This is a genomic window from Streptomyces sp. NPDC007945 (genome assembly GCF_042958885.1).
Lineage (GTDB): Bacteria > Actinomycetota > Actinomycetes > Streptomycetales > Streptomycetaceae > Streptomyces.
Map to the genome: position 1 here is coordinate 13,223 of NZ_JBIBJV010000015.1, position 24,845 is coordinate 38,067.

The 24,845-nt window shown below is 75.9% G+C and carries 25 protein-coding genes; 18 read left to right on the forward strand and 7 right to left on the reverse strand.

Annotated features, from left to right (window positions below; genetic code table 11):
- The first annotated feature begins 42 nt into the window (after positions 1-42).
- From ACFZCF_RS30695 to ACFZCF_RS30750, 12 genes are all read left to right on the forward strand, one after another.
- The gene (locus tag ACFZCF_RS30695) at positions 43-960 is read left to right on the forward strand and encodes a glutaminase (RefSeq protein WP_391290319.1); all 918 of its coding nucleotides are present in this window, start codon (positions 43-45) and stop codon (positions 958-960) included.
- Between the two features lie 128 nt (positions 961-1,088).
- Positions 1,089-1,295 (forward strand): cold-shock protein, encoded by a 207-nt coding sequence (locus ACFZCF_RS30700; protein WP_388449820.1) that lies wholly within the window; start codon positions 1,089-1,091, stop codon positions 1,293-1,295.
- A 198-nt stretch (positions 1,296-1,493) separates the two neighbouring features.
- Positions 1,494-2,066 (forward strand): GNAT family N-acetyltransferase, encoded by a 573-nt coding sequence (locus tag ACFZCF_RS30705; protein ID WP_391290321.1) that lies wholly within the window; start codon positions 1,494-1,496, stop codon positions 2,064-2,066.
- A gap of 132 nt (positions 2,067-2,198) precedes the next feature.
- The gene (gene rox, locus ACFZCF_RS30710; RefSeq protein ID WP_388449817.1) at positions 2,199-3,638 is read left to right on the forward strand and encodes a rifampin monooxygenase; all 1,440 of its coding nucleotides are present in this window, start codon (positions 2,199-2,201) and stop codon (positions 3,636-3,638) included.
- Positions 3,639-4,393: 755 nt separating this feature from the next.
- Entirely contained in the window at positions 4,394-4,783 is a 390-nt protein-coding gene (locus ACFZCF_RS30715; RefSeq protein WP_391290323.1) for an STAS domain-containing protein, read from the forward strand.
- A 22-nt stretch (positions 4,784-4,805) separates the two neighbouring features.
- Positions 4,806-5,363 (forward strand): helix-turn-helix transcriptional regulator, encoded by a 558-nt coding sequence (locus ACFZCF_RS30720; RefSeq protein WP_391290325.1) that lies wholly within the window; start codon positions 4,806-4,808, stop codon positions 5,361-5,363.
- Between the two features lie 148 nt (positions 5,364-5,511).
- On the forward strand, positions 5,512-6,714 hold the full coding sequence (locus ACFZCF_RS30725; RefSeq protein ID WP_391290327.1) for a DUF2306 domain-containing protein: 1,203 nt from the start codon (positions 5,512-5,514) through the stop codon (positions 6,712-6,714).
- Positions 6,711-7,628, forward strand: coding sequence for a hypothetical protein (locus ACFZCF_RS30730; RefSeq protein ID WP_391290328.1), 918 nt, complete (start codon positions 6,711-6,713; stop codon positions 7,626-7,628). The genes ACFZCF_RS30725 and ACFZCF_RS30730 overlap by 4 nt, the downstream gene beginning before the upstream one ends.
- 10 nt (positions 7,629-7,638) lie before the next feature.
- The gene (locus ACFZCF_RS30735) at positions 7,639-8,367 is read left to right on the forward strand and encodes an isochorismatase family protein (RefSeq protein ID WP_391290330.1); all 729 of its coding nucleotides are present in this window, start codon (positions 7,639-7,641) and stop codon (positions 8,365-8,367) included.
- A complete protein-coding gene (locus tag ACFZCF_RS30740; protein WP_391290332.1) occupies positions 8,364-8,948 on the forward strand; it encodes a GNAT family N-acetyltransferase in 585 nt (194 codons plus the stop codon). The genes ACFZCF_RS30735 and ACFZCF_RS30740 overlap by 4 nt, the downstream gene beginning before the upstream one ends.
- Before the next feature lie 526 nt (positions 8,949-9,474).
- Positions 9,475-9,912 (forward strand): SSI family serine proteinase inhibitor, encoded by a 438-nt coding sequence (locus ACFZCF_RS30745; protein WP_391290334.1) that lies wholly within the window; start codon positions 9,475-9,477, stop codon positions 9,910-9,912.
- A 119-nt stretch (positions 9,913-10,031) separates the two neighbouring features.
- Positions 10,032-12,173 (forward strand): SpoIIE family protein phosphatase, encoded by a 2,142-nt coding sequence (locus ACFZCF_RS30750; RefSeq protein ID WP_391290336.1) that lies wholly within the window; start codon positions 10,032-10,034, stop codon positions 12,171-12,173.
- A 3-nt stretch (positions 12,174-12,176) separates the two neighbouring features.
- On the opposite strand, the gene ACFZCF_RS30755 is transcribed toward ACFZCF_RS30750, so the two are convergent.
- Together ACFZCF_RS30755 and ACFZCF_RS30760 are read right to left on the reverse strand one after the other, a co-directional pair.
- Positions 12,177-12,806 (reverse strand): DinB family protein, encoded by a 630-nt coding sequence (locus ACFZCF_RS30755; RefSeq protein WP_391290337.1) that lies wholly within the window; start codon positions 12,804-12,806, stop codon positions 12,177-12,179.
- A 310-nt stretch (positions 12,807-13,116) separates the two neighbouring features.
- Positions 13,117-13,611, reverse strand: a complete 495-nt coding sequence (locus tag ACFZCF_RS30760) for an Lrp/AsnC family transcriptional regulator (RefSeq protein WP_388449801.1) — start codon at positions 13,609-13,611, stop codon at positions 13,117-13,119.
- A gap of 321 nt (positions 13,612-13,932) precedes the next feature.
- Here ACFZCF_RS30760 and ACFZCF_RS30765 point away from each other — a divergent pair, with 321 nt between their 5' ends.
- From ACFZCF_RS30765 to ACFZCF_RS30780, 4 genes are all read left to right on the forward strand, one after another.
- Complete coding sequence (locus ACFZCF_RS30765; RefSeq protein WP_391290339.1) at positions 13,933-14,490, forward strand: heme-binding protein; 558 nt, start codon at positions 13,933-13,935, stop codon at positions 14,488-14,490.
- Between the two features lie 258 nt (positions 14,491-14,748).
- Positions 14,749-15,375: an ankyrin repeat domain-containing protein gene (locus ACFZCF_RS30770; RefSeq protein WP_391290341.1), complete on the forward strand. Its 627-nt coding sequence runs from the start codon at positions 14,749-14,751 to the stop codon at positions 15,373-15,375.
- A 306-nt stretch (positions 15,376-15,681) separates the two neighbouring features.
- Positions 15,682-17,175, forward strand: coding sequence for an FUSC family protein (locus ACFZCF_RS30775; RefSeq protein ID WP_391290343.1), 1,494 nt, complete (start codon positions 15,682-15,684; stop codon positions 17,173-17,175).
- Positions 17,176-17,273: 98 nt separating this feature from the next.
- On the forward strand, positions 17,274-18,332 hold the full coding sequence (locus tag ACFZCF_RS30780; RefSeq protein WP_391290345.1) for a beta-propeller fold lactonase family protein: 1,059 nt from the start codon (positions 17,274-17,276) through the stop codon (positions 18,330-18,332).
- A 94-nt stretch (positions 18,333-18,426) separates the two neighbouring features.
- Here the strand turns inward: ACFZCF_RS30780 and ACFZCF_RS30785 are convergent, their stop codons facing one another.
- Entirely contained in the window at positions 18,427-19,344 is a 918-nt protein-coding gene (locus tag ACFZCF_RS30785; RefSeq protein WP_388449796.1) for a sirohydrochlorin chelatase, read from the reverse strand.
- A gap of 169 nt (positions 19,345-19,513) precedes the next feature.
- Positions 19,514-20,512 (reverse strand): BadF/BadG/BcrA/BcrD ATPase family protein, encoded by a 999-nt coding sequence (locus ACFZCF_RS30790; RefSeq protein WP_391290347.1) that lies wholly within the window; start codon positions 20,510-20,512, stop codon positions 19,514-19,516.
- Positions 20,513-20,600: 88 nt separating this feature from the next.
- Here ACFZCF_RS30790 and ACFZCF_RS30795 point away from each other — a divergent pair, with 88 nt between their 5' ends.
- Complete coding sequence (locus tag ACFZCF_RS30795) at positions 20,601-21,278, forward strand: uracil-DNA glycosylase (protein ID WP_388449794.1); 678 nt, start codon at positions 20,601-20,603, stop codon at positions 21,276-21,278.
- Between the two features lie 34 nt (positions 21,279-21,312).
- Here the strand turns inward: ACFZCF_RS30795 and ACFZCF_RS30800 are convergent, their stop codons facing one another.
- Together ACFZCF_RS30800 and ACFZCF_RS30805 are read right to left on the reverse strand one after the other, a co-directional pair.
- A complete protein-coding gene (locus tag ACFZCF_RS30800; RefSeq protein ID WP_391290349.1) occupies positions 21,313-22,395 on the reverse strand; it encodes a WD40/YVTN/BNR-like repeat-containing protein in 1,083 nt (360 codons plus the stop codon).
- Positions 22,396-22,513: 118 nt separating this feature from the next.
- Entirely contained in the window at positions 22,514-23,593 is a 1,080-nt protein-coding gene (locus tag ACFZCF_RS30805; RefSeq protein ID WP_391290351.1) for an NADH:flavin oxidoreductase/NADH oxidase, read from the reverse strand.
- Positions 23,594-23,753: 160 nt separating this feature from the next.
- Here ACFZCF_RS30805 and ACFZCF_RS30810 point away from each other — a divergent pair, with 160 nt between their 5' ends.
- A complete protein-coding gene (locus ACFZCF_RS30810; protein ID WP_388449791.1) occupies positions 23,754-24,146 on the forward strand; it encodes an ArsR/SmtB family transcription factor in 393 nt (130 codons plus the stop codon).
- Here the strand turns inward: ACFZCF_RS30810 and ACFZCF_RS30815 are convergent.
- Positions 24,124-24,780 (reverse strand): DUF305 domain-containing protein, encoded by a 657-nt coding sequence (locus tag ACFZCF_RS30815; protein ID WP_388449790.1) that lies wholly within the window; start codon positions 24,778-24,780, stop codon positions 24,124-24,126. The two genes, ACFZCF_RS30810 and ACFZCF_RS30815, sit on opposite strands and share 23 nt — an antisense overlap.
- Positions 24,781-24,845 lie beyond the last annotated feature (65 nt).

A 24,845-nucleotide genomic window follows, 5' to 3' on the forward strand; every position in this document is an offset into this window, starting at 1 on the left:
CACCGGGCGTCGCCCGCGCCCCCGGGACTGCATGATGTGATCATGATGCAGTCCTTCCTGCCCGTCCTCGAACGCGTCGCCGAGGAGATCGAGGGCCTCGCCGGCCGTGGCCGCCCGGCCGACTACATCCCGGCGCTCGCCGCCGGGGACCCCAACCTGTTCGGCATGGCCGTCGCTGAGGTGGACGGCAGCGTCTACGGGGTGGGGGAGTGGCAGCGGCCCTTCTCCACCCAGTCCGTCACCAAGGTCTTCAGTCTCGCGCTCGCCCTCGACAAGGAGGGCGACGAGCTGTGGGAGCACGTGGGCCGCGAGCCCTCCGGCAACCCCTTCAACTCGCTCGTGCAGCTGGAGTACGAGAACGGCATCCCCCGCAACCCGTTCATCAACGCGGGCGCGCTCGTCGTCACCGACCGGCTCCACCGGCTCACCGGCGACGCCTCCGGGGTCCTGCGGGACTTCCTGCGCGCCGAGAGCGGCAACGACGACCTCGACTTCGACCGGGACGTCGCCGCCTCCGAGGGCGAACACGGCGACCGCAACGCCGCCCTCGCCCACTTCATGGCCTCCTACGGCAACATCTCCACCCCCGTCCCCACCCTGCTGCGCGAGTACTTCCGGCAGTGCTCCGTCGAGGCGTCCTGCGCCGACCTCGCCGTCGCCACCGGCTTCCTCGCCCGGCACGGCGTCCGCGCCGACGGCAGCCGGCTGCTCACCCGCAGCCAGGCCAAGCAGATCAACGCCGTCATGCTGACCTGCGGCACCTACGACGCCGCCGGAGACTTCGCCTACCGCGTCGGGCTGCCCGGCAAGAGCGGCGTGGGCGGCGGGATCATCGCCGTCGTCCCCGGCCGCTGCACCCTGTGCGTGTGGAGCCCGGGCCTCGACGAGCGGGGCAACTCGGTCGCCGGCGTCGCCGCCCTCGACCGCTTCACCACCATCACGGGCCTCTCCGTGTTCTGAGTTCCGACGCCCGGCTCCCGGAGGGCCCGGACGGCCCGAACCGCCCGGCCGGCCCGGATGCGGAGCCGGGCCGCACGGGGTACACCTCCGGTGGGGCGCCGTGAGCGCCCGGAGCGAAGGAGGTCGCCGTGGAGAACCGCACCACCGGATTCGTGCAGTCCTTCAACCGCCGCGCCGGATACGGCTTCGTGCTGCCCGTGGGATCGGAGGAACCCGTCTTCTTCCGGGCGGAGGACGTCGAGGACGGGGTCCGCTCCCTCTCCGAGGGCCAGCAGATCACCTTCGTCCTCGTCCTCGGCCAGGGCCGCTTCGAGGCGCGCGAACTCCGCGTCTGACACCCTCCCCGGTCCGTCGTTCGGAGCAGCCCCGAGCAGGGGTACGTCCCCGGCCACGCGCGCCGCCCGGGGTCGGGCACCGATACCGGGCCGCGCACGTCGGCGCCGCGCACGGGCGGGGTCCGCGGGCGCCCGGGCCGGTCCCGGGACCGCGCCCGACGGCCTGACGGGCGGCGGCGTCCGTGCCAGGGTGGGGGCATGACCATCGACGTGCGCCCGGCCTCCGTCTACGAGGACGTCCGTGCCGTGATCGGCCCCAAGTCGCCCACGGCCAATGTGTGTTTCTGCCTGAGCTACCGCATCCCGTCCAAGCTCAACAACGAGCTGCGCGAACCGGCCAGGGGCGAGTACGTCGCCGGCCTGTGCGCCCAGGAGCCGCCGCCGGGCGTCCTCGCCTACGACGACGGAGAACCGGCCGGCTGGGCCGCCGTCGCGCCCCGCGCCGAGACCACCTTCGCCCGCAACCGGAAGATTCCGCACGTCGACGACCTGCCGGTCTGGTCACTCTGGTGCGTCCGGGTCCGCCCCGGTCACCGCAAGAAGGGCGTCAGCCACGCCCTGATCGCGGGCGCGGTCGAGTTCGCCCGCGCACACGGGGCGCCGGCGGTGGAGGCGTACCCGCTGGACAACGGCGACGCCCGCGTGGACATGACGATGGCCTACGCGGGGCTGCGGAAGAACTTCGAACGGGCCGGCTTCGTGTGGGCCGCCGACACCACCTCGGTGCTCGCCGGGCATCCCCGGATCCTCATGCGGCTCGACCTGCGCTGAGAGGTGATCCGGACGGCCGCGCCCCCGTCGACTGCCCTCTTCAACGTATAGCGCACGGGGGGCCTTGCGGCAAGGCCCCCCGAGTGGCGCAGAATCGGCGCCTGAACAGCGCAAACAGATGGGGGAACGTTCATGTTCGATGCCGATGTCCTCGTGATCGGCGGCGGGCCGACCGGGCTCGTGCTCGCGTCCGAGCTGCGCCTGTGGGGCCTGCGACCGCTCGTCCTGGAGAAGGCGGCCGAGCCGACCGGTCACAGCCGCGCGCTCGGGCTGCACGTCCGCAGCATCGAGGTGATGGACCAGCGCGGCCTCCTCGACCGCTTCCTCGCCCGCGGACAGCAGTACCGGGTCGGCGGCTTCTTCGCCGGGCTCGGCACCTCCTGGCCCGAGGGGCTCGACACCGCCCACTCCTACGTCCTCGGCATCCCGCAGAACGTCACCGAGGAGATCCTCGACGAGCACGCCCGCGAACTGGGCGTGGAGCTGCGGCGCGGCCGGGAACTGGTCGGGCTCGACCAGGACGCGGAGGGCGTCACGGCCGAGCTCGCCGACGGCAGCCGGCTGCGGGCCCGCTGGCTCGTCGGCTGCGACGGCGGGCGCAGCACGGTGCGCGCCCTGACCGGGATCGGCTTCCCCGGGGTGCCCGCCCGGCACGAGACGCTGATCGCCGAGGTGCGCATCGGGGTCCCCTGGGAGGAGGTCGTCCCGGTGGTGGCCGAGGTCCGCAAGACGCAGATGCGGTACGGCGTGATGCCGCTCGGCGACGGGCTCTTCCGGGTCGTCGTGCCCGCCGCCGGGCTCTCGCGGGACCGTTCCGCGCCGACCCTCGACGAACTGAGGGAGCGTCTGATCGCGGTCGGGGGAACCGACTTCGGCGTCCGCGACCCCCGCTGGATCTCCCGCTTCGGCGACGGCACCCGGCAGGCGGAGCGCTATCGCGAGGGCCGGGTCCTGCTCGCCGGCGACGCCGCCCACATCCACCCGCCGACCGGAGGCCAGGGCCTCAACCTCGGCGTGCAGGACGCCTTCAACCTCGGCTGGAAGCTGGCCGCGGAGGTGCGGGGCTGGGCGCCCGAGGGGCTGCTCGACACCTACCACTCCGAGCGCCATCCGGTCGCCGCCGCCGTGCTCGACAACACCCGCGCCCAGATGGAGCTGATGTCCGAGGAGCCGGGAGCGCGCGCGGTGCGCCGGCTGCTCGCGGAGCTGATGGAGTTCGACGAGGTCAACCGGCACCTGATCGCCAAGCTCATCGCGATCGACATCCGCTACGACTACGCGGAGGACGGGGATCCCGAACTGGTCGGCCGCCGGCTGCGCGACGTGCCGCTGAAGGAGGGACGCCTCTACGAGGCGGCGCGGACCGGCCGCGGACTGCTCCTCGACCGGACGGGAACGCTCTCGGCGGCGGGCTGGGAGGACCGGGTGGACGTCGTCACCCCCACCGGCGACGAGCCCGGCGCGCCCGCGGCGCTGCTGCGTCCGGACGGCCACGTCGTCTGGGCCGGCGACGACCCGTCGGAGCTGCGCGCGCGGCTGGAGCGCTGGTTCGGGGCGCCGGCCGCGCACTGACCGCACGGAACGGCCCGCTCCCGGCTCCGGGGGGGCGGGCCGCCGACGAGGCGGCCCGACGGTGGCCGGCCCGGCGGCGCCCGGCGGGACGCCGGACTCCTCTCCGTCCGGCGCGGCGACGACCTGGCGCTGACCGTGCCGCTGCCGGACGGCGCTGCGGGGCGAGGGCCGGCCGGGCCGCTCGATCGGATCCGTACCGCGCGGCGCGGGCGCGCCGTCGTCCTCGGCCCCGCCGTCGCGCGCGCCGACGCCGCGCTCGACTGCCGGACGGCGGTCGGGGCGGGGATGAAGGTGGGGATCAGGGCGGGGTCGGCACGGGGGGCACGGGGGTTTTCCTGCGGGGCCTCGTCCTGGCCGAGGTGGGGCCGGGGGCCCGGGGGGGGGGGCCTCTGCCGCGGGCCGCCCCCGTCGGCCGACTGCTCGCCGCCCGGGCCCCGCTTCCTGCGCGGAGCAGCAGCCCGGCCGAGCCGACCGGCTCGCCAGACCCCGCCGGCGCTGCTGGTGTCCTGGGGCCGGCCGTACCGCCCCCGAGACCGCCCGCGTGCTCGGCATTCCCCGGGACCGCCGGCCGCCGACCGCACCGGCTCGCCGCCCCGTTCGGCACGGAGCACCCCTGACCCCTCGCACGCGCGTCCGACGTACCGGGGGACGTGTATTCACCGGATCCGGTGACTGAGGCCAAGGCGAAACGTCCCTCCCGCCCTGACTACGGCCACCCTCGACCTGACACTTGGACCCACCCTGTGGAGCGTCCGATGCAGTTGATCCCCCGTCATGACCCCCATCTCGCCGTCCGTGCGGCTGGCGCCCTGACCGTCGCCGTGCTCCGTGGCGAACTGGACCTGGTCCTCGTCCGCCATCTGCGGCCCGAACTCGACGCGCTCGTCCGCGAGGCCGACGCCCTCGCCGTCGACATCCGTCCGCTGGGCTTCTGCGACGCCACCGGCCTCGGCCTGCTCGCCCACTGCGCCCGGAGCGCCCGCGCGCGCGGTGCGCACTTCCAGCTCGTCTGCGACCAGCCGTGGATCCACCGCCTGGTCCGCCTCACCGGCCTCGACGAGCTGCTGCGGCCCGAGCCCGTGCTGCGCCCGCTGCCCTCGCCGCTGTCCACAGGTCCCCGCGCCCGGGCGCAGCACCCGGTCTGAGGCACCGCGATACGGTCTCCGCATGTCCGAAGTCCGGCTGACCACGCCCTCCTTCCTCGTCCTCGGCATCATCGACGCGCTGGGCGAGGCCAGTCCGTACGACGTCAAGGTCGAGGCCGCGCGGACCGTCGCCCCCTTCTGGTCCGTGCCGCACGCCCAGGTGTACGCCCAGTGCGACCGCCTCCTGGAGGCCGGACTGCTCTCGGAGGTGCGCCAGGAGGGCGGCCGGAACCGACGGCTGATGCGGCTCACGGAGGAGGGGGCGGCGGCGCTGCGCGGCTGGCTCGCCGACCCCTCCTTCGCTCCGGTCGAGGCGCGCGAACGGGGCATCCTGAAGCTCTGGTTCGGGGCGAGCCCGCGCGTCCACGCCCCCGTCCAGGTCGCCGAGCACCGGCGCACCCTGGAGGAGTACGAGGGACTGGCGGGCGAGGTCGGCGAGCTGCTGAGCCGCGGGCAGCGCGAGGCGCTGGAGTTCGGCATCCGGTACGAGCGGATGATGGTCGACTTCTGGCACTGGGTCGGCAGCCGCGAGCCCGAGGCGGCCGACGGGACCGACCCGGTCGACCCCGAGCAGCGCTGACCGCCGGTAACACGACTTTGTTACCGACCGGTTGACCTCGGTCGCGGGCGCCCCCTACCGTCCCTCATAGTCCAGAGTGGACTATCGCGCAGCCGCGCGCAGCCCGCGCACCCGCGCAGACGCGCGCACCTCGCAGAGGAGGACCGCCGTGGGGCGTCCCACCAGCACCGGACGCGGAAGGGTGGCCGTGGTCGCGCTGACGGCGGTCTGCCTCGCGTACGCGCCGATCGCGTTCACCGAGCTCTGGCCCTACGCCCGCCCCGGCGCGCCCGCCGTCGGCGAGTGGCTCCTCGGCCGCGCGGTCTCGCCCGAGTTCGTCGCCGACGCCGTCCGCGACCGCATGGGCCCGTACGGCCGTAGCCTCGTCCCGCTGATCGTCCACTCCGTCCTCGGCGGCCTGCTCATGCTCCTGGGCCCCGTCCAGCTGCTCAGCGCCGTCCGCCGCCGGATCCGCCTCCACCGCGCCCTCGGCGCCGTCTTCGCCGCGACCGTGTACGTGTCGATGGCCGGCGCCGCCGTCTACCTGGTCCGGACGCCCCCGGAGCGGGCGTTCAGCGGCGCCGCCTTCTGGATCGTGCTCGCCGTCATCCTGGTCGGCACGGTGGGCAGCGTCACCTTCGGCACCCTCGCCGCCTACAAGGGCTTCCCCGACCTCCACCAGCGCTGGCTGCTGCTCTGCTACGGCTTCCTGATGACCGCGCCGCTGCTCCGCATCGAATGGAGCCTCCTGCCCGCGCTCTACCCGGGCCTGTCCCTCCAGGACGTCAACCGGGTCGCGATCATGCACCTGGGCGCGCTGGTCTCCTTCGGCGCCCTGCTCGCCACCCGCGCGCTCGACCGGCGCACCTCCGTCCCCGGCCTCACCGGCACCTGGGCGCCGGGGCCGGTGATGGTCCTCGCCCACCTCGCGGGCGCCGCCGGCCTCGCCGCGCTCGTCCCCGCCTTCCTCGACCAGGGCACCGCCGGACGCCGGCTGCTCCTCGCCTACCTGCTGCCGTACGCGGTCGTGTACGCCGTCCTCGCCGCCCGGGCCGCCGGGGCGCGCCGCGCCGGCAACGGCTGGGCGCGCGAGGAGTGGCGCCTCCACCTCGCCGCCCTGCTCCTCGCCCCCGCCTTCTCCGCGGTCATGGTGCCCGTCCTGGAGCGGGCCATGGGCCTCGACCGGGCGACGGCCCTCACCGCCGCGGCCGGCATCGGCTGCGGCATGCTCGCCTACGCCGCCGTCACCGTCGTCGGCCTCCGTGTCCTCGCCGGACGCGAACTCCTGCGCCGCCGGGCCCCGCAGCCCCCGCCCCCGGCACCCGTACCGGCGCTCGGCGGCGCCGCCGCGACGGGGGAGGAGGACCGGTGAGCGCCCCCGACCGCCGTCCCGGACGCGAACTGTCCGCCGCCGTCGCCGTGATGGGCACCGTCGTGGGCCTCGTCAGCCTCGGTGTCGGCGCCCTCCTCGCCGTCGCGGCCCTCACCGGGCACGCGGTGGGCGCCTGGGCCTCCCCCGAGGCCCTCAGCCCGGGCCTCATCGGCGCGGCCATGGCGGGCGTGGCACCCGCCCTGCTCACCCTGGGCCGAGCCGACGACTGGGAGGAGGCGCGGAGCCTCTACCTGCCGCTGGTCGTCGTCCTGACCGGACTGCTCGCCGTCACCCTCCTTAACCCCGGCGCCCTCCGGGCCGCCACCGGCGGCCCGCTCTTCCTGGTCCTCTTCAGCCTCGGCTGGGTGCCCGTCGTGGCCCTCCTCGCCCTGGCGTCGGTCGGCTGCCTCGCCGCCCAGTACCGCAGGCCGGCCGGGGCGGTGCGCACGGGTCCGCCGGGTACCGCGCCCTCCCGGACCGGCGGGGCGGTGCCCGTGCCCGCCTGGTCCAGGCCGCTGCTCGCGGTCCTCGGCTCGGGGTGGCTCGGCACCGGCGCCGGGCTCCTCTTCCTGCCGGGCTTCTGGAGCGCGTTCGTGCCGTGGACGGTGAACCGCGCCGACGCCCAAGGCCTCGGCGTCTGGGCGCTCGCGCTCGGCACCGGCGTCCTGGCCTCGCTCGCCGAGGACGACCTGACGCGCAGCCGCCCCGCCCTCCGGGCCGTCCCCGCGGTCGCCGTCGCCTGCGGGATCGTCCTCGCCGCCCGCGCCGCGGACGTCGACTGGAGCTCGGGCGGCGCCGTCTCCCTCCTCGCCCTGCTCGGCGGGCTGTTCACCACCGGGGCGACCGGGCAGGTGCTGCTCCGCAGGGCGGCGACGGCCGGAAACCCCGTGGAGCGGCCGCGGTCGGCCGCGTGATGATGACCGCATGACCGCGCACCCCGTCCCGCCCGACCCCGACCCCGACTCCCCGCGCCCGGCGGCCTCGTCGCTCCCGTCCGACTCCCCGATCGCGACGGATTCCCCGCTCCCGTCCGACCCTCCGCTTCCGTCGGTCGACACGCTCCTCCTCGTCGACGTGCAGACGGCCTTCGTCACCGGCGAAGGCGCCGTGCCCGACGCCGCCCGGCTCGTCGACCGCACCGCCGGGCTGATCGCCCGGGCCCGCGCCGCCGGCGCGCTCGTCGTCCACCTCCAGAACGACGGCCCGCCCGGTGCCGAGGACGAACCCCACACTCCCGGATGGGAGTTGCACCACCGCGTCAAACCCGGCCCCACCGAGTTCGTGATCCGCAAGCCGTACGACGACGGCTTCGAGGAGACGACCCTGGGCGCGGTGCTCGACGCACACGGCAGCCGTGCCGTCGCCGTCTGCGGGGTGATGTCGGAGATGTGCGTCCGGGCCACCGCCCGTACGGCCCTGGACCGCGGCTACCGGGTCGTCGTCCCGTACGACGCCCACGCCACCCAGGACTGCCCGGCCGTCCCCGGCGTCGCCGACGCGGTCCCGGCCGCGGTGGTCTCCCGCGTCGCCGCCTACTCCCTCGGCTCCGACGCCGAGGTCACCGACCCGGCCGCCGCCGTCTCCTTCACCACCCCGTCGCGAACGGTCGCCCCCTCCCCGCCGGCGAGCCCCGTGCGAGGATCGGTCGCATGATCACGCTGCACCACCGCCCGGCGGGCGAGGCCGACCTCGCCACCCTCGTACGGCTCCGGGACGACGCGGCCCGCTGGATGCTGGAGCGGGGGATCACCGGCCAGTGGCGGCCAGGCGAGCTGGGCGAGGACCACTTCCGCCGGATCATGGCGCACGGCGAGGTCTGGCTCGCGGAGCGGGACGGGCGCGTCGCCGGTGCCTGGGAACTGTGGTGGGACGACGAGGACGCCTGGGGCCCCCAGCCACCCGTCGCCGGGTACGTCCACCGGCTCATGGTGGACCGCGATGTCGCCCCCGGCGCCGGACGGCTGCTGCTGGCGGCCGCCGAGGAGCGGGTGGCCGCGGCCGGCCGCACCCGGGTGCGCCTGGACTGCCTCGCCACCAACCCGAAGCTCGCCTCCTACTACCGCGACGCCGGCTACCGTGTCGTCGGCCGGAAGGACGGCAAGCCGCAACCGGGCGGCCCGGCGAAGTCCTTCACGCTGATGGAGAAGGAGCTCCCGCCGGTCGTCCGACCCTCCGCGGCCCCTCCTCGTCCGCTCCCTCCTCCTCGTCCGGCCGGATGCCGGCGAGGAGGTTGAAGGCGCCGGTGAGCGGGTCGAGGCCGACGAGCCCGACCACCTCGGCGACGACCCGGTCGCTCCAGCCGTGCGCCCGCACCTCGGCGACGTCCGCGTCGCCGTGCTCGACGTGCCCCGTCGTGCCCCCGCCCCTGTCGCGCTCCACGTGCCACCCCTCCCGTTCGTGCTCACGGACCAGAGTGCGCTCCGGAAGATCGGCTTCGCCAGGGCGTGCGGAGGGGCGCCGGACGCACGTGAACAGCGATGCCCTGTGCATCCATGGGCGGTTTGCGTGACCACCGGCGGGATCCGGCCGTCCGGCCGTGCGCGGGAACCCTGACGGGCCCCGCGCGCCAAGGCGCCTGCCGCCCCGACCCGCCGGAATCGGCCACTCCGTCAGCCGTACGCCCTCGTCCTCCGCGCGGCGCGCGTGGCGCCTTCTCGCCGCCCGGGCCTCCGCCACCTGGCGAGTCCTTGCCACGGCGCGCCCGCCGGCCCTCCGGAAGCCGGAAGGTGACTCCCGGTCCCCGAGGCTCGTTGACCCGGCATGAATCCGCACACCCCCGCGGCCCTGCTGGCCGCCCTCCTCCTCACCGCGCCCATGATCGGCGGCTCCGCCTCCGACGAGGGACCGGTCCTCCCCGCCCCCACGACGGCCCTGCGGCTCACCGTCACCGGCCCCGCCCCGGCCACCACCGCCCTGTCGCCCGACGCCGCCGACGTGTCCGCGCCCGCCGCGCGCTCCGTCACCCTCCACTGCGACCCGGCCGCCGGCGACCACCCCCGCGCCGACGTCGCCTGCGCCGACCTCGACGCCTCCCAGGGGCGCGTCGACCGCGACTCCGACACGGCATGCATCCTCCTCTACGACCCCGTCGAGGTCCGCGCCGAAGGGTTCTGGCACGGTCGGTCCGTCTCCTTCGCCCGCCAGTACGGCAACACCTGCGAGCTGAACGCCCGCACCGGGGCGATCTTCGCCTTCTGATCCCGTGGAGGCGGGCGCTCACCGAACGGAGGCGCCTCGCAAGCCCCCCGACGGCTCCTCGGCTAGGGTGATCCGACAGGGATTGCCCTCCGGGGCCAGGCCGATGCGTAGGTCGATGCGTGGACGCTCATCAGTCGTCACCGAGCAGGGTTCCGCAGCCGCCGCGGGCGGCCGTCGGGGACGCGGGCGTGCTCCGGGAACTGCTCCCGATCGCGCTGTGGCGCGAGGACGCCGAGGGGCGGATCGTCGAGTGGTCGCTCGCCGCCCAGGACCTGCTCGGCCACCGCCCCGAGCACGTCCTCGGGCTGCCCGCCTCCCCGCTCCTCGTGCCCGACGCCAACCGCGAGCTCGCCGACCGGCTCACCCGCCGCGTCCAGGCCGGCGAGACCATGGTCGGCACGCTCCCGGTCCGCCACCGCGACGGCCACACCGTCCCCATGGAGATGTGGATCGTCCCCGCCGCCGACCCGGCGGGCCGGCCCGGCGCCATGCTCATCGCCGTGGAGACCTCCGAGGTCCTGCGGATGCGGGAGAACCTCGCCGCCATGGAGAGCCTCTTCACCCAGTCGCCCATAGGGCTCGCCCTGCTCGGCCCCGACCTGCGCTTCCTGCGGGTCAACGACGCCCTGGCCCGGATGAACGGCGTGGCCGCCGCCGAACACGTCGGCCGCCGCCTCACCGAGGTCGTCCCCGGAGTCAACGCCGCCTCCCTGGAGTCCCTGATGCGGCAGGTCCTCGACTCCGGTACGCCCGTCATCGACGCCCGCCGCGTGGGCCGCACCCCCGCCGACCCGGGCCGCGACCACATCTGGTCCTGCTCCTACGCGCCCCTCATCGACCGCGGCACCCGCTCCCTTCCGGGTGGCGACGGCGCCGCCGGGACCGCCGACAGCGCGGCGGACCCCGCGCGCTCCGGACGGCCCCTCGGTCTCATCGCCTCCCTCGTCGACATCACCGAGAGCCAGGAGGCACACCTGGAGGTCGAGCGGGCCCGGCACCGCTTCGCCCTGCTCGCCGAGGCCGGCGCGCGCATCGGCACCACCCTCGACCTGTGGCAGACCGCGGACGAGGTGGTCCGCTTCCTCGTGCCCCAGCTCTGCGACTCGGCCGACGTGCAGATGCTGGAGGCGGTCCTGGAGCCCGACGACCCGGCCGCCTCCTCCCGGGGCGTGCTGCGCCGCATCGCCGCCGTCTTCCCCGATCCGGTGCCGCCGAGCCCGCTCCTGGGCCCCGGCCAGACCTTCCAGCTGCCCGCCGGATCCGCGTACGAGCGGCTCGTCCTCGACGGCCGGCCCACCTTCCTCACCGACAAGGACATCCCGGTCCTCTTCCCCGGCAAGGCCGCCGAGTCGCTGCGCGCGTACCTGTCGACCCGCTTCGGCTCCGCCCGCACCGTGCCGCTCGTCGCCCGCGGCCAGGTCCTCGGCGCCGTCACCGTCACCCGCCTGAAGACCCGGGAACCCTTCGACGACCAGGACGCGGTGCTCATCGACGAGGTCGTCGCCCGGGCCGCGCTCAACATCGACAACGCCCGGCTCTACACCACCCAGCGCGCCGCCGCCCTCGCGCTCCAGCGCAGCCTCACCAACAGCGCCCTGCCCGCCGTCCCGGGACTCGACCTCACCGGTCGCTACCTGCCCGCGAGCGCCCACGACGTGGGCGGCGACTGGTTCGACGTGATCGAGCTGCCCGGCGGCCGCACCGGGCTCGTCATCGGCGACGTGATGGGCCACGGCATCCACGCGGCCGCCGTCATGGGCCAGTTGCGCACCGCCGTGCGGACCCTGGCCCGCCACGACATCCCGCCCACCGAGATGCTGCGCTCCCTCGACGCCGTCGTCGCCGACCTCGGCGAGGACACCATGGCGACCTGCCTGTACGCCGTGCACTCCCCGGCCACCGGCACCTGGACGATCGCCCGGGCCGGCCACCTCCCGCCCGCCGTCGTCACGCCCGACGGCGAGGTGTCCTTCCTGCGGTCGCCGCCGGGCACCCCGCTCGGCACCGGCGTCCACGACTTCGGCACCGAGGAGCTCCCGCTGCCGCCCGGCGGACTGCTGGTGCTCTACACGGACGGACTGATCGAGGCCAGGGACCGGGACCTCGACGACGGGATGGGCGAGCTGCGCCGCGCCCTGGAGCACGCCATCGACCGGGCGGGCGGCACCCTGGACGAGGTGTGCGACGGCGTACTGGCCCGGCTCCTCGTGCACCCGGCCCAGGACGACGTGGCCCTCGTCCTGGCCCGCACGACCGGCTGAGCGTCAGCCGGTGGGGCGGGCGAGGATCCGGTACAGGTCGCGCAGCAGGGCGATCTCCGCCCCGTGGTGCAGGAGTTCCTGGTTGACCCACCACACGACCTCCAGGAACGGTTCCTCCGGGTCGCCGCCGTGCGGGTAGGAGCAGTGCCCGACCGTGTCCAGGTCCTTGTCGTCGACGGAGAGCAGCGCCGCCCGCCACGCCCCGGCCGAGGCGTCGAAGTCGGCGACGGCCGCGGCCGCGTCGCCGGGCGCGCGGTAGTCGTCGCGGGTCAGCGAACGGCTGCCGTGGGTGTGGTCGGCGCGGAGCGCCAGCAGCTCGCTGAGGTGGGTGAGCCGCCAGGCGAGCGTGGTGAACGGCGGCGGCACGGGGTGCGGGTACGGGGCGGTCTCCCGGCCCCACTCGCCGGCGCCGGTCAGCAGCGCGGCGGCCGGACCGGGGCCGTCGGCCCGCCGCCGTACGGACCAGCACCCCGGCGCGGGCTCCCACAGGTACTCGGCGTCGGTCATCGGGCCCACCGGCACGTCCGTGCCGTTGCCGCTGTCCACCACCGGCCCCGACAGACGGTCCGTCAGCCGCTTGCGGGCGAAGTCGAATTCGGCGAGCAGGGGCACGAGTCGTTCGGGTGTCGCCATGGGAGGCTCCGGTACGTGAGGAGGTGCGCGGGCGCGGGAACGCCCGTACCCTGCCACGCCGCCGCCCGCCCCGCACCCGGGTTTCACCCGGCCCTCCGGCACCGGCTCCCCACCCCGCCGACGCGGCGGCCATCCGGACTGGACGACCACCCGAAGTCGCCGACTCGTCGGCTCACGGACCCCCGGGCTCATCCCCCTCCCCGCTCGACACGCGGGGGCCCGCCCGTGCCGGGGTCGCCCCCCTGCCCGCTCTATATCCGCCGGCTCACCCGTCCTGGGCTCAGCCCCCGCCCGCTCGATGCCGGCCGGCTCACCGTCCCCCGGTCCGTCGCTCCGCACCGGCCCGGCCCATCGACTCCACCAGGGGCAGCATCCGGTGGGCGACCCGTTCGCGCAGCGCGATCTCGGTGCGGGTGCGGACCACGCCCGGCAGCCGGATGAGCCGCTGGATGACGTCCTCCAGATGGCCCGCGTCCCGGGCCACCACGCGCGTGAGCAGGTCGCCGCCGCCGGTGATGGAGAACGCCTCGACGATCTCCGGCACGGCGGCCAGCGCGTCGCCGACCTCGTCGAGGCGGCCCTGCGTGACCTCCACGTGCACGAAGGCCAGCACCGGATGGCCGAGTGCGGCGGGGGAGAGGACCGGCCCGGTCGCGGTGATCACCCCGTCCCGCTCCAGCCGGTCGATGCGCGCCTGCACGGTGCCCCGGGCGATGCCCAGGATGCGCGCGTACTCCCGCACGCTGGTGCGCGGCTGCTCGATCAGGAGCCGCAGGATGCGGGTGTCGAGTTCGTCCACCGCCATGGCGTGCCGGCCTGCCTCTCGGTGCTCACCGGTGCGGGCCGCGCCGGTGTCAGGTTCGGTCCGGCGGGGCGATGCGCCGGAATGGTCCCGACTTTACCCAGTGGGCGGACCCGACCCAGCCGGCGCCCGCAGCGGATGGACCGGCGCGCGTACCGCGGGTCGGCGCGGTCCGGGGTCGTCCGATCGGCTGACCCCCCGGTCCGCCGGGCGGGTCCGGACGACCATCCGCCGGGCCGACCGTCCGGGCGCGGGGGCGGACCCAGGATGGAGGCAGAGCGGGACGGCGCGAGTGCCTCCCACCGAGCCGGAGGAGTTCCGTCCATGCAGCAGATCTCGAAGCGCGCCCGTGTCCTGACCGGCGGTGCGGCCCTGGTCGCCCTGGGCGCCGGTGCCTTCGGCGCGGTCTCCGCCAACGCCGCGCCCCCGGCCGCCGTCCCCGCCGCCGCCGTCAAGGCCGACGCGAAGAACAAGAACACGACCACCAGCACCCACCTGACGATCGACGCCGCCACCAAGGCCGCCGAGGCCGTCCTCGACGCCGCGGCGAAGGAGAACCAGAGGGTCTCCGTCGCCGTCGTCGACCGCAACGGCAACACGATCGTCACCCTGCGCGGCGACGGCGCCGGCCCGCAGTCCTACGAGTCGGCCGTGAAGAAGGCGTTCACCGCCGTCTCCTGGAACGCCCCGACCTCCGAGCTCGTCAAGCGCCTGGAGCAGGCCCCGAACCTGAAGGACATCCCGGGCACCCTCTTCCTCGGCGGCGGCGCCCCCGTCACCGCCAAGAACGCCCCGATCGCCGGCATCGGCGTCGCCGGCGCCCCCTCCGGCGACCTCGACCAGAAGTTCGCCCAGGCCGGCGTCGACGCCCTCGCCAAGTAACCCCGCCGGGCCCCCGGCGGGGCCCCCGAAGCCCCGACGGCGCCCGCGGCCGCGATGCCCCGCGGAGTCCCCGCCGGGGCCCGTGAAGCCCCGACGGCGCCCCGGCACGCCCGCCCGGACGCCGTCGGCCCCGCCCCGCACCCCCGCACCCCCCTGTGCACCACCCCCCACGCCCCGGCGTGCCCGCCCGCACGCCGTCAGCCCCGTCCCGCACCCATGCACCCCCGCGCACCCGCCCCCACGCCCGAGGAGGCCGCCGTGACCGCCACGCCCCACCACCGTCTCCTCGCCGCCGCCCGCCGGGGCGACGCCGTCGGCGTCCGCGCCGCGCTCGCCGACGGAGCCCCGACCGAGACCCGCGACGAGGAGCTGCGCTCCCCGCTCCTGCTCGCCGCCCTCGGCGACCACGTCGAGGCCGCCCGCGCGCTCGTCGACGCCGGCGCCGACCCCGACGCCCGGGACGCCCGGCTCGACACACCCTGGCTGGTCACCGGCGTCACCGGCAGCGTCGCCATGCTGCGGGTGCTGCTCGCCGCGGAGCCCGCCCCCGACTTCCGGCTGACGAATCGCTTCGGCGGCACCAGCCTCATCCCCGCCGCCGAACGCGGCCACGTGCCGTACGTCCGGACCGTCCTGCGCGACACCCCGATCGACGTCGACCACGTCAACGACCTCGGATGGACCGCCCTCCTGGAGGCCGTCATCCTCGGCGACGGCGGCCCGGCCCACCAGAAGGTCGTCGCGCTGCTGCTCGCCGCCGGGGCCGACCCCCGGCTCGCCGACGCGTACGGCACCACCGCCCTGGAGCACGCCGAGCGTCGCGGCCACACCGGCCTCGCCGCCCTGCTGCGCCGGTCCGCGGCCCCGCCCGCCGCCCTCACCTGAGCGCCGCGCGCTGAGCGTCCGGGCACCTGGGCGCCCCCGCTGGTCCACCGGCCCACAGACGGGCCGGCCGCCCGGGCGGACACCGAGCCAATGGCCCAGCGTTTCGAAGGCGATTTGAGCCAAGGGCCCGGTCGGTGTTTTTCTTGTGTCCATCAGAAGATTGCGGCGCCGCAGCGCCGGGACGGCGACGAGGCCGCTCCGGACGCCGGCGCCTTCGTCGTGTCCGTACGCGCCCCACCACCCCCGGGGCAGGTCGTGCGGCGGGCGAGCGGCAAGACGAGGGGGCGGCCGACCGTCGTGAAGAGGATGTTCGTGGCTCCGGACCCGGGGCTCCTCCGGCTCAGGACCGGATTGCGAGCGGTGCTCGGCATCGCGCTCGCGGTGACCGTCGCCGAACTGGCCGGTTTCTCGCTCACCGCGTCGATCACCGGAGGACTGGCGGCGCTGCTCGCCCTGTTCACCGTCGCCGACGCCACCGTCCGCGGCCAGGCCGTCACCACCCTGCTGCTGCCGCTCGCCGGCTTCCCGGTGCTCGCGCTGGCCACCCTGCTGCACGACCACACCCTGCTGCGGGACGCCTCCTTCCTGCTGGTCGTCCTCGCCGGCGTCTACGCCCGGCGCTGGGGCCCGCGCGGCCACGCGCTCGGCATCTTCGCCTTCATGAACTTCTTCAGCACCCAGTTCCTGCACGCCCTGCCGGCCCAGCTTCCCGAGCTGTACGCGGCCGTGGGCATCGCCCTCGCGGCGGCCGGGGCCGTACGGTTCGTGCTCTGGCCGATCGAGCGGCGCACCCCGCCGCCCGCCGCGCCCGCCCCGCTGCCCGGCACCGGGCTCGCCCGGATCACCACCCGGCAGGCGATCCAGGCCACCGCCGCCTGCGCCGTCGCCCTCGGCATCGGCCAGGTCCTCTCCGAGGACCGCTGGTACTGGGCCGTCGGCACCACCTGGTGGATCTTCGTGAACACCGTCTCGCGCGGCGAGACCCTGGTCCGCGGCTTCCGCCGCTTCCTCGGCACCCTCCTGGGCATCGCCGTCGGCATGGTCGTCGCCCTCCCGCTGCACGGCGCGCCGCTGCCCACCGCCCTGCTGGTGGCCGTCTGCGTCTTCGGGATCTTCTACACCGCGCCGCTCTCCTACAGCTGGATGATGCTCGCGGTCACCGTCATGGCCGGCCTGCTCTACGGACTCCTCGGCGTCCTCGACCCGGCGCTCCTCGTGCTCCGCCTGGAGGAGACCGTCGTCGGCGCCGTCTGCGCCGCCCTCGCGGTCCTGCTGATCCTCCCGGTCACCACCCACGCCATCAACGACGCCTGGATCCAGCGCGCCCTGCGCGCCGTCCACGCGGCGACCGCCGCCTCCGAGCGGCGCCTCGCGGGCGACGAGGCCGCCGACCCGAGCCCGCACGTCGCCGAGCTCGATCTGGTCCTCGGCCGGGTGCGGCTCTCCCTCGCCCCGCTGGTCCACCCGCTGAGCCCCTTCCGGGGCCGCAAGGCCCGCGCCCGCAAGGTGCTGGCCCTCCTCGACGAGTGCGCCGCCGAGGTGCGCGGCCTGGCGGCCGTCGCCGCCGACCCGGACGCCAGCCACGACGCCCGGCTCGCCGCCGCCTGCTGGCGGGTGGAGACGGCCGTCGAAGGCCTCACCTCGCCGGGTTCGAGCCGCCCCGCGCCGGCCGCCGAGCCGGAATCCGTCCCCCACCCGGCGCCCGCCGCCCTCGGTCACGTCAGCGGTCTGGAGCGGCTGCTCGCCGCCCTGGACGAGCCGCTGCGCACCCCGCGCGGCTCCCTCCCGGTCCGCTCCTGACGGACTCCGCCCGGCCGCTCAGGCTTGGTCTAGACCCCCTGCTAACGTCGCCCGCAGACGGCCGGTCGCAGCGACCGGCCCCGGGGCAGGGAGGCGCCGTGGGCGGGACCGACGAGACACATGGGCGGGGGACGGGGCCGGTACGCGCCTACCTCGGCTCCTTCACCTCGGCGGGCGGGCGCGGCGTCCTCGCCGCCGACGTCGACCCGGTGACCGGCGCGCTGACCGTCACCGGCGCCACCGACGCCGTCGCCGACCCGTCCTACCTCGCCCTCTCCGGCGGCGTCCTCTACGCCGTCTCCGAGACCGATCCGGGCGCCGTCGCCGCCCTCGTCCCCGGGCCCGCGCCGCGCCCGCTGGGCGCCCCCGTGCCCGTCGACGGCGCCGGCCCCACCCACCTCGCGGTCACCGCCGGGCACCTCCTCACCGCCAACTACACGTCGGGCAGCGTCACCGCGCTGCCGCTGGGCGAGGACGGCGTCCCCGGCGCCGCCACCGCCGTCCTCCACCACGAGGGCAGCGGCCCGGTCGCCGACCGGCAGGCCGGCCCCCACGCCCACCAGGTCCTTCCCGACCCGAGCGGGCGCTGGGTCCTCACCGTGGACCTCGGTACCGACTCCGTCCGGGTCTGCGCCCTCGACCCCGCCACCGGCGCCCTGCGCCTCCACGGCGAGACCGCCCTGCGGCCCGGCTACGGCCCCCGCCACCTCGCCTTCCACCCGGCGGGCGGCCATCTGTACGTCGTCGGCGAGCTGGAGCCCGCCGTCACCGTCTGCCGCTGGGACGCCCGGGCCGGCGAGCTGACGCCGCTCGCGGAGATCCCGCTCGTGGACACGGACGCCGCGGGACCCGCGTACCCCTCCGCCGTCGTCGTGGCGCCCGACGGACGGTTCCTCTGGGTCGCCGTGCGGGGCACCGACACCGTCGCCGTCCTGGTCCTGTCCCCGGCGGGCGACGAGGCGATCCGCTCCACCACCGTCCCCTGCGGCGGAGCGTGGCCCCGCGATCTGGCCCTCGACCCGGCCGGACGCCGGCTGTACGCGGCGAACGAGCGCTCCGGCGACGTCACCTGGTTCGACGTCGAACCCGAGACCGGCACCCCCGTGCGGGCGGGCTCGGTCGAGGTTCCGGCGGTCACCTGCGTCGTCTTCGGCTGACGCGCCGGAGCGCCGCGCCCCGGGGACGCGCGGCGCATGCGGAAGGGCCCGCGCCGACGGTGGTCGGTGCGGGCCCTCGCGCGGTTCCGCGGTGTCAGTGCGCCGGGGCCGCGCCGTGCTGCGGGAGGCCGAGCACGGCCGAGTACTGCGACAGGATCAGCTTGCCGATGGCCGGGTAGGAGCCCAGCGCCTCGGCCGCCGGGCAGCCGGCCTCCTTCGACGCCTCGTCGAGCAGGCCCTCGGCCAGCTCCGGGCCGATCAGGTACGGCGCCAGCGCCAGCTGCACCGCACCGGCCTCGCGCAGCTGCTCGGCGACGGAGGCGATCGAGCCCTCCTGGTCGAGCGCGGCGGCCATCACCGGCACGGCGAGCCGGGCCGCGAGCAGCATGCCCGTGATGCCGGCGGCCTGGACGGCCTCCTCGCCGCCGACCGTGGCGAGGACGATGCCGTCCGCGGCCGTGGCGACGGTGAAGAGCCGCGCGCGGTCGGCGCGGGCGAGGCCGGCCTCCGAGAGGCGCACGTGCAGCGCCTCGGCCAGCAGCGGGTGCGGGCCGAGCACGTCGGTCAGCTCCGCGGTGTTGCCGCTGTCCATCACGGCCTGGCGGACCTGGCGCATGACGGCGCTGTCCGGGCCCGCGAGCAGCGGGACGACGATCGCGGCCGGGCCCTGCGGGGCCTCGACCTCGCGGCCGGCGGCCAGCGCGATCCGGTACCGCTCCTCGCGGAGCTCCGCGGCGGCGGTCAGCACGCCGGCGAGCGTCGGGTACTCCGCGCCGTCGCCGTCCACGAAGCCGATCGCGGCCTCCAGGCCGGGCAGCTCGGACCGGGCGATGCTCACCAGCTCCTCGGCCAGCGAACGTATGGCGGACGAGGGCGCGCCGGGGACGGCGAGCACCAGCGCGGGAGCGCCCTCGGGCGCCGCCGCCGGGTCGGGGCGACGGTGCCGCCCTGACGGGCGGGGGCGCGGCATTCGTACAGGCAGGCCGTTGGCGGGCCCAGTGGGGGTGCTCATGGCGCCGCATGCTACTGGTTTTGCGGACGGGAGCGTTCGGTGAGGTGCGATCATGCGCCATCTGCCCCTGTATGTCCGGTCGGGGGTGCGCCGGATCGTGGACGGGGTCGCGATCGGGCCCCCGCACGCCCTGGACCAGCGGCGATGCCCGTCGTGCGGGGCGGCGGGGTCAGAGGCGGCGGAGCAGCGCGGGGTCCTCCGGCAGCCCCTCGGCACCGGCGGCGTGCCCGACGGCCAGCGTCAGGGCGCCGTGGAGCGGGTCCCCCGCGGGAGCGACGGTCCGGATCCCGGGCAGTCGCTCGGCGAGCGCCGCGCGCAGCGGTACGAGGAGCGGGTCGCCGAGCCGGAACAGCCCGCCGGTGAACGCCACCACGGCCGCCGGATCCGGCGGGCAGGCCGCCTCGGCGGCCTCGGCGATGTGCCCGGCGGCCCGCTCCAGGATCCCGGCCGCGACGGGCTCGCCCTCGGCCGCGCAGGCCGCGACCTCGGGGGCGAAGGCGGCGAGGACCGCCGGCCGGTCGGTGCGGGGGTAGAGCGCGGCGGGCAGTCCGGCGGCCGGGCCGTGGACCTTCTCGGCCCGGGCCAGCAGGGCCGGGGAACCGCCCCGCCGCCCGTCGTACGCCCGCATCGCCGCCTCCAGGCCCGCCCGGCCGATCCAGGCGCCGCCGCCGCAGTCGCCCAGGAGGTGGCCCCAGCCGTCGGCGCGGCGCCAGCCAGTCAGGTCGGTGCCGAGGGCGATCAGCCCCGTGCCGCCGGCGACGACCGCGCCCGGCCGGGTGCCGAGCGCTCCCGCGTAGGCGGTGACGGCGTCGGCGGCGAGCACCGTCCCGCGCACCCCCCACGCCTCGGCGAAGGTACCGGGGAGGACCGCCCGCAGCTCCTCGCCGAGCGTCGCCATCCCGGCGGCGCCCACGGCCGCGGCGAGCACCGGTCGGTCGTCCCCGGCCCGGGCCCGCAGCGCCGCGACGGCGGGCAGCGCGCACTCCAGGAAGTGGGCGGCGGAGATCCCGTCGGGACCGGTCCGCACGGGGCCGGGTGCGGCCGTCCGGTCCAGCACCGTGCCGTCGGCGGCCCGAGCGAGGGCGACACGGAGCCCCGACCCGCCCGAGTCGATGCCGACGACCACCGGGTCGCTCGGTCCGCCGCCGTGGCCGCTCTCGAAGTCCACCCTGCAACCGTCCCTTCCCGGTGGGTTCCTGGGGCCCGAAGTCTAGGCCGGAGGGCGTTGTCGGTGTAGGCCGCTAGAGTGACGGACCGTGACTGCGAGACCGTTGAACGAACTGGTGGAGCCCGGCTGGGCCAAGGCCCTGGAGCCCGTCGCGGGCCGGGTCGCCGAGATGGGCGACTTCCTGCGCGCGGAGATCGCCGCGGGCCGCACCTACCTGCCGTCGGGGCCGAACGTGCTGCGCGCCTTCCAGCAGCCCTTTGACGACGTGCGGGTCCTGATCGTCGGTCAGGACCCCTACCCCACACCGGGGATGGCAATCGGCCTGAGCTTCGCGGTGGCGCCCGAGGTGCGGGAGCTTCCGGGGAGCCTCCTGAACATCTTCTGGGAGATGCACACCGACCTGGGCCACCCCCGCCCGTCGAACGGCGACCTCACCCCCTGGACCCGGCAGGGCGTCCTGCTGCTCAACAGGACGCTGACCACGTCCCCCCGCAACGCGGGCGCGCACCGCAACAAGGGCTGGGAGGAGGTCACCGAGCAGGCCATCCGCGCCCTTGCCGCGCGCGGCAAGCCGCTGGTCTCCATCCTCTGGGGCCGCGACGCCCGCAACGCCCGTCCGCTGCTCGGGAATCTGCCGGCGGTCGAGTCGGCGCACCCGTCCCCCCGCTCGGCCGACCGGGGCTTCTTCGGCTCCCGGCCCTTCAGCCGGGCCAACGAGATGCTGGTCGCCCAGGGCGCGGAGCCGGTGGACTGGCTGCTGCCCTGAGCGGTGCGCCGACGGCGGTGCGGCGGCGGGGACCTCAGACGACCGCCGCCCGTACGCACAGCACGTCGGGCAGGTGCTCGGCGAGCAGCTGCCAGCTGTCGCCGTCGTCGGCGCTGGCGTACACCTCGCCGTTGCGGTTGCCGAAGTAGACGCCGGCCGGGTCGGCGTCGTCGGTGCACAGGGCGTCGCGGAGGACCGTGCCGTAGTGGTCGCCCTGGGGGAGGCCCCGGTGCAGCGGCTCCCAGCTTGCGCCGGCGTCCGTGGTCCGGAAGACCCGGCAGCGGCGCTCGGCCGGGACCCGGTCGGAGTCGGCGGCGATGGGGAAGACGTAGGCGGTGCCGGGGCGGTGCGGGTGCGCCGCGGCGGCGAAGCCGAAGTCGGAGGGGAGCGAGCCGCCGATGTCGGTCCAGCTGTCGCCGGCGTCGTCGCTGCGGTAGACGCCCCAGTGGTTCTGGAGGTAGAGCCGGTCCGGATCGCCCGCGTCCTGTGCGATCTTGTGGACGCACTGGCCGAACTCCGGGTGCGGATCGGGCAGGAAGGACGCCGAGACACCGCGGTTCGCGGGGGCCCATGAGGCGCCGCCGTCCCGGCTGCGGAAGACGCCCGCGGTGGAGACGGCCACGGTGACGGCGTCCGGATCGCGCCCGTCGGTGACGACCGTGTGCACGGCCTCGCCCCCGCCGCCCGGCACCCACGCCGAGCGGCTCGGGTGCTCCCAGAGCGGCCGGACCAGGGAGAAGGTGGCTCCGCCGTCCTTGGAGCGGAAGAGCGCGGCCGGTTCGGTGCCGGCGTAGACGACCCCGGGGGAGTGGGCCGGGGCGGGATGGAGCTGCCAGACGCGCTCCAGGGAGGCGCCGGTGTCCTGGGGGAACTTGACGGCGGGCGCGGGCGGTTCGGCCCAGGTCCGGCCGAGGTCGTCGGAGTGGAAGACGGACGGCCCCCAGTGGGAGCTGTCGCCGCCGACCAGGAGCCGGGGGGTGTCCGGCCGGGTGTCGATGGCCACCGAGTAGACGGCCTGGGCCGGGAAGTGGGGGTCGTCGAACTCCCAGCGCCCGTCGTGCCTGCGGCCGATGAAGAGTCCCTTGCGGGTGCCTACGGTGAGAAGTACGTCGGGCATGGGGCCCACCTCCAGGACGCCGTTGTCGCGGATACGGGCCAGTCTGCACCCGGCCACTGACAACGGCCCCCGGGACACCCCGTGACCGCCTGGTCACGGGGTGTTCCAGGGGGGTGGGTCAGATCGCCCAGGCGTACTGCGGCGGCGTGAGGGTGGTGGCCCCGAGCTCGCGGGCGGCCCGGCGCGGCCAGGAGGCGTCGCGGAGCAGCTCGCGGCCGAGCAGGACCGCGTCGGCCTCGCCGTTGGCGAGGATCTTCTCGGCCTGCGCGGGCTCGGTGATGAGTCCGACGGCGGCGACCGGAAGTCCGGTCTCGGCCTTGACGCGGGCGGCGAAGGGCACCTGGTAGCCGGGGCCGACGGGGATCGAGGCGGGCCCGCCGTTGCCGCCGCTGGAGACGTCGAGCAGGTCGACGCCGTGCTCGCGCAGGAGGGCGGCGAAGCGGACGGTCTCGTCCGGGGTCCAGCCGGCCTCCTCCAGCCAGTCGGTGGCCGAGACGCGGAAGAAGAGCGGCAGTTCCTCGGGCCAGACGGCGCGGACCGCGTCCACGACCTCCAGGGCGAGCCGGGTGCGGTTCTCGAAGGAGCCGCCGTAGGCGTCGGTGCGGCGGTTGCTGTGCGGGGAGAGGAACTCGCCGATCAGGTAGCCGTGGGCGCCGTGCACCTCGGCGACCTCGAAGCCGGCGGCCAGGGCGCGGCGGGCGGCGGCCGCGAACTGTCCGACGATCTCGCGGATGCCGTCCTCGGTCAGCTCGGTGGGCACCGGATAGCCCTCGTCGAAGGGGAGCGGGCTCGGCGCGACCGGCTGCCAGGCCTCCTCGGCCGGAGCGGGGCCGCGGCCGAGCCACGGGCGCTGGGTGGAGGCCTTGCGGCCGGCGTGGGCGAGCTGGATGCCGGGGACGGTGCCCTGCGCCTTGAGGAAGGAGGCGATCCGGCGCAGCGCCTCGGTCTGGGTGTCGTTCCACAGGCCGAGGTCGGCGGGGCTGATGCGGCCCTCGGGGGCGACGGCGGTGGCCTCGACGAGGATCAGTCCCGCGCCGCCGGTGGCCCGGGAGCCGTAGTGGGCGAAGTGCCAGTCGGTGGCGACACCGGCGTTCGGCCCGAAGACCTCCGCGGAGTACTGGCACATCGGCGCCATCCAGACGCGGTTGGGGACGGTCAGCGAGCGGAGGGGGTAGGGCTCGAAGAGGGCGGCGCTCATCGGGGGCTCCGTTTCGGGACGGCCGGGGTGCCGGGCGTGGGGAGGCCCGGCGGGATGCTCGTACGATACCCATCGTAGTACGGCGACTGTCAAACTACGAGGATCCTCGTACAATGAAGGCCGCCCGGTACGACCCTCCGGAGAAAGTGGAGCCGCCGCCATGACGACCCCCGCCAGCACCCGCCTCCTGGAGCACCCCGGGCGCGAGGAGATCCGCCTGGAGTCGGTGCTGCACGCCCTCTCCGACGCCGTCCGGCTGCGCATCGTCCGCGAACTGGCCGCCGCGGAGACCGAACTGAGCTGTTCGTACTTCGTCCTCCCCGTCACCAAGTCGACCACCACCCACCACTTCCGGGTGCTCCGCGAGGCCGGCGTCATCCGGCAGGGCTACCGCGGCACGGCCAAGCTCAACGGCCTGCGCCGCGACGACCTCGACGCCCTCTTCCCCGGCCTCCTCGACACCGTCCTGGCGGCGGCCGAGGCCCAGTCCGCCCGCCAGGACCCGAGCGGAGCGCCCGGAGGCGCCGGAATCACAGCGACCGCATCCGGTTGATCTCGGCGGTCTGCTGCGCGATCACGTCGTTCGCCATCTCCTCCACCTGGATGTTGTTGCCCTGGCCGAGCACCTCGGCCGCCATCGTCACGGCCCCCTCGTGGTGCCGCACCATCAGCTCCAGGAACAGGTCGTCGAAGGCCGCGCCCCGCGCCTCCCGCAGCTCCGCCAGCTGGGCCTCGGTGGCCATGCCGGGCATGGCGTGATGGTCGTGGGCGCCCTGGTCGCGCGGTCCGCCGTGGGTGGTCAGCCACCCCTCCATCGCGCCGATCTCCGGCTGCTGCGCCGCCGCGATCCGCTCGGCCACCTTCCTGACCCCCGCCGAGCCGGCGCGGCTCGGGGCCAGCGCGGTCATCGTCAGGGCCTGCCGGTGGTGCGCCACCATCATCTGCACGTACCGGAAGTCCGCGCCGTTCGGCCGCTCGTCGGGGAGCAGGCTCGCCGCCTCCTCCGGTGAGATCCGCCGGGCCGGCTCGCCCGGTCGGCCCGGTGCCACGACCGCCGCGGCCGTCCCGGTCGGCGCCGGTTCCGGCGCGGCGGCTCCGGAGTCCGACTCGCAGGCGCCCAGGGCGAGTACGGCCAGTGCGGCGAGGGCCCCGGCGAGTGCGGCGCGTCGGCGGTGGCGGTTCAGCAACGGTGCCTCCAAGGGGTTTTGCGGGCTCAGGAGCCGTTCCTAGCAGTTCCTTCCGGGGAGTCGCG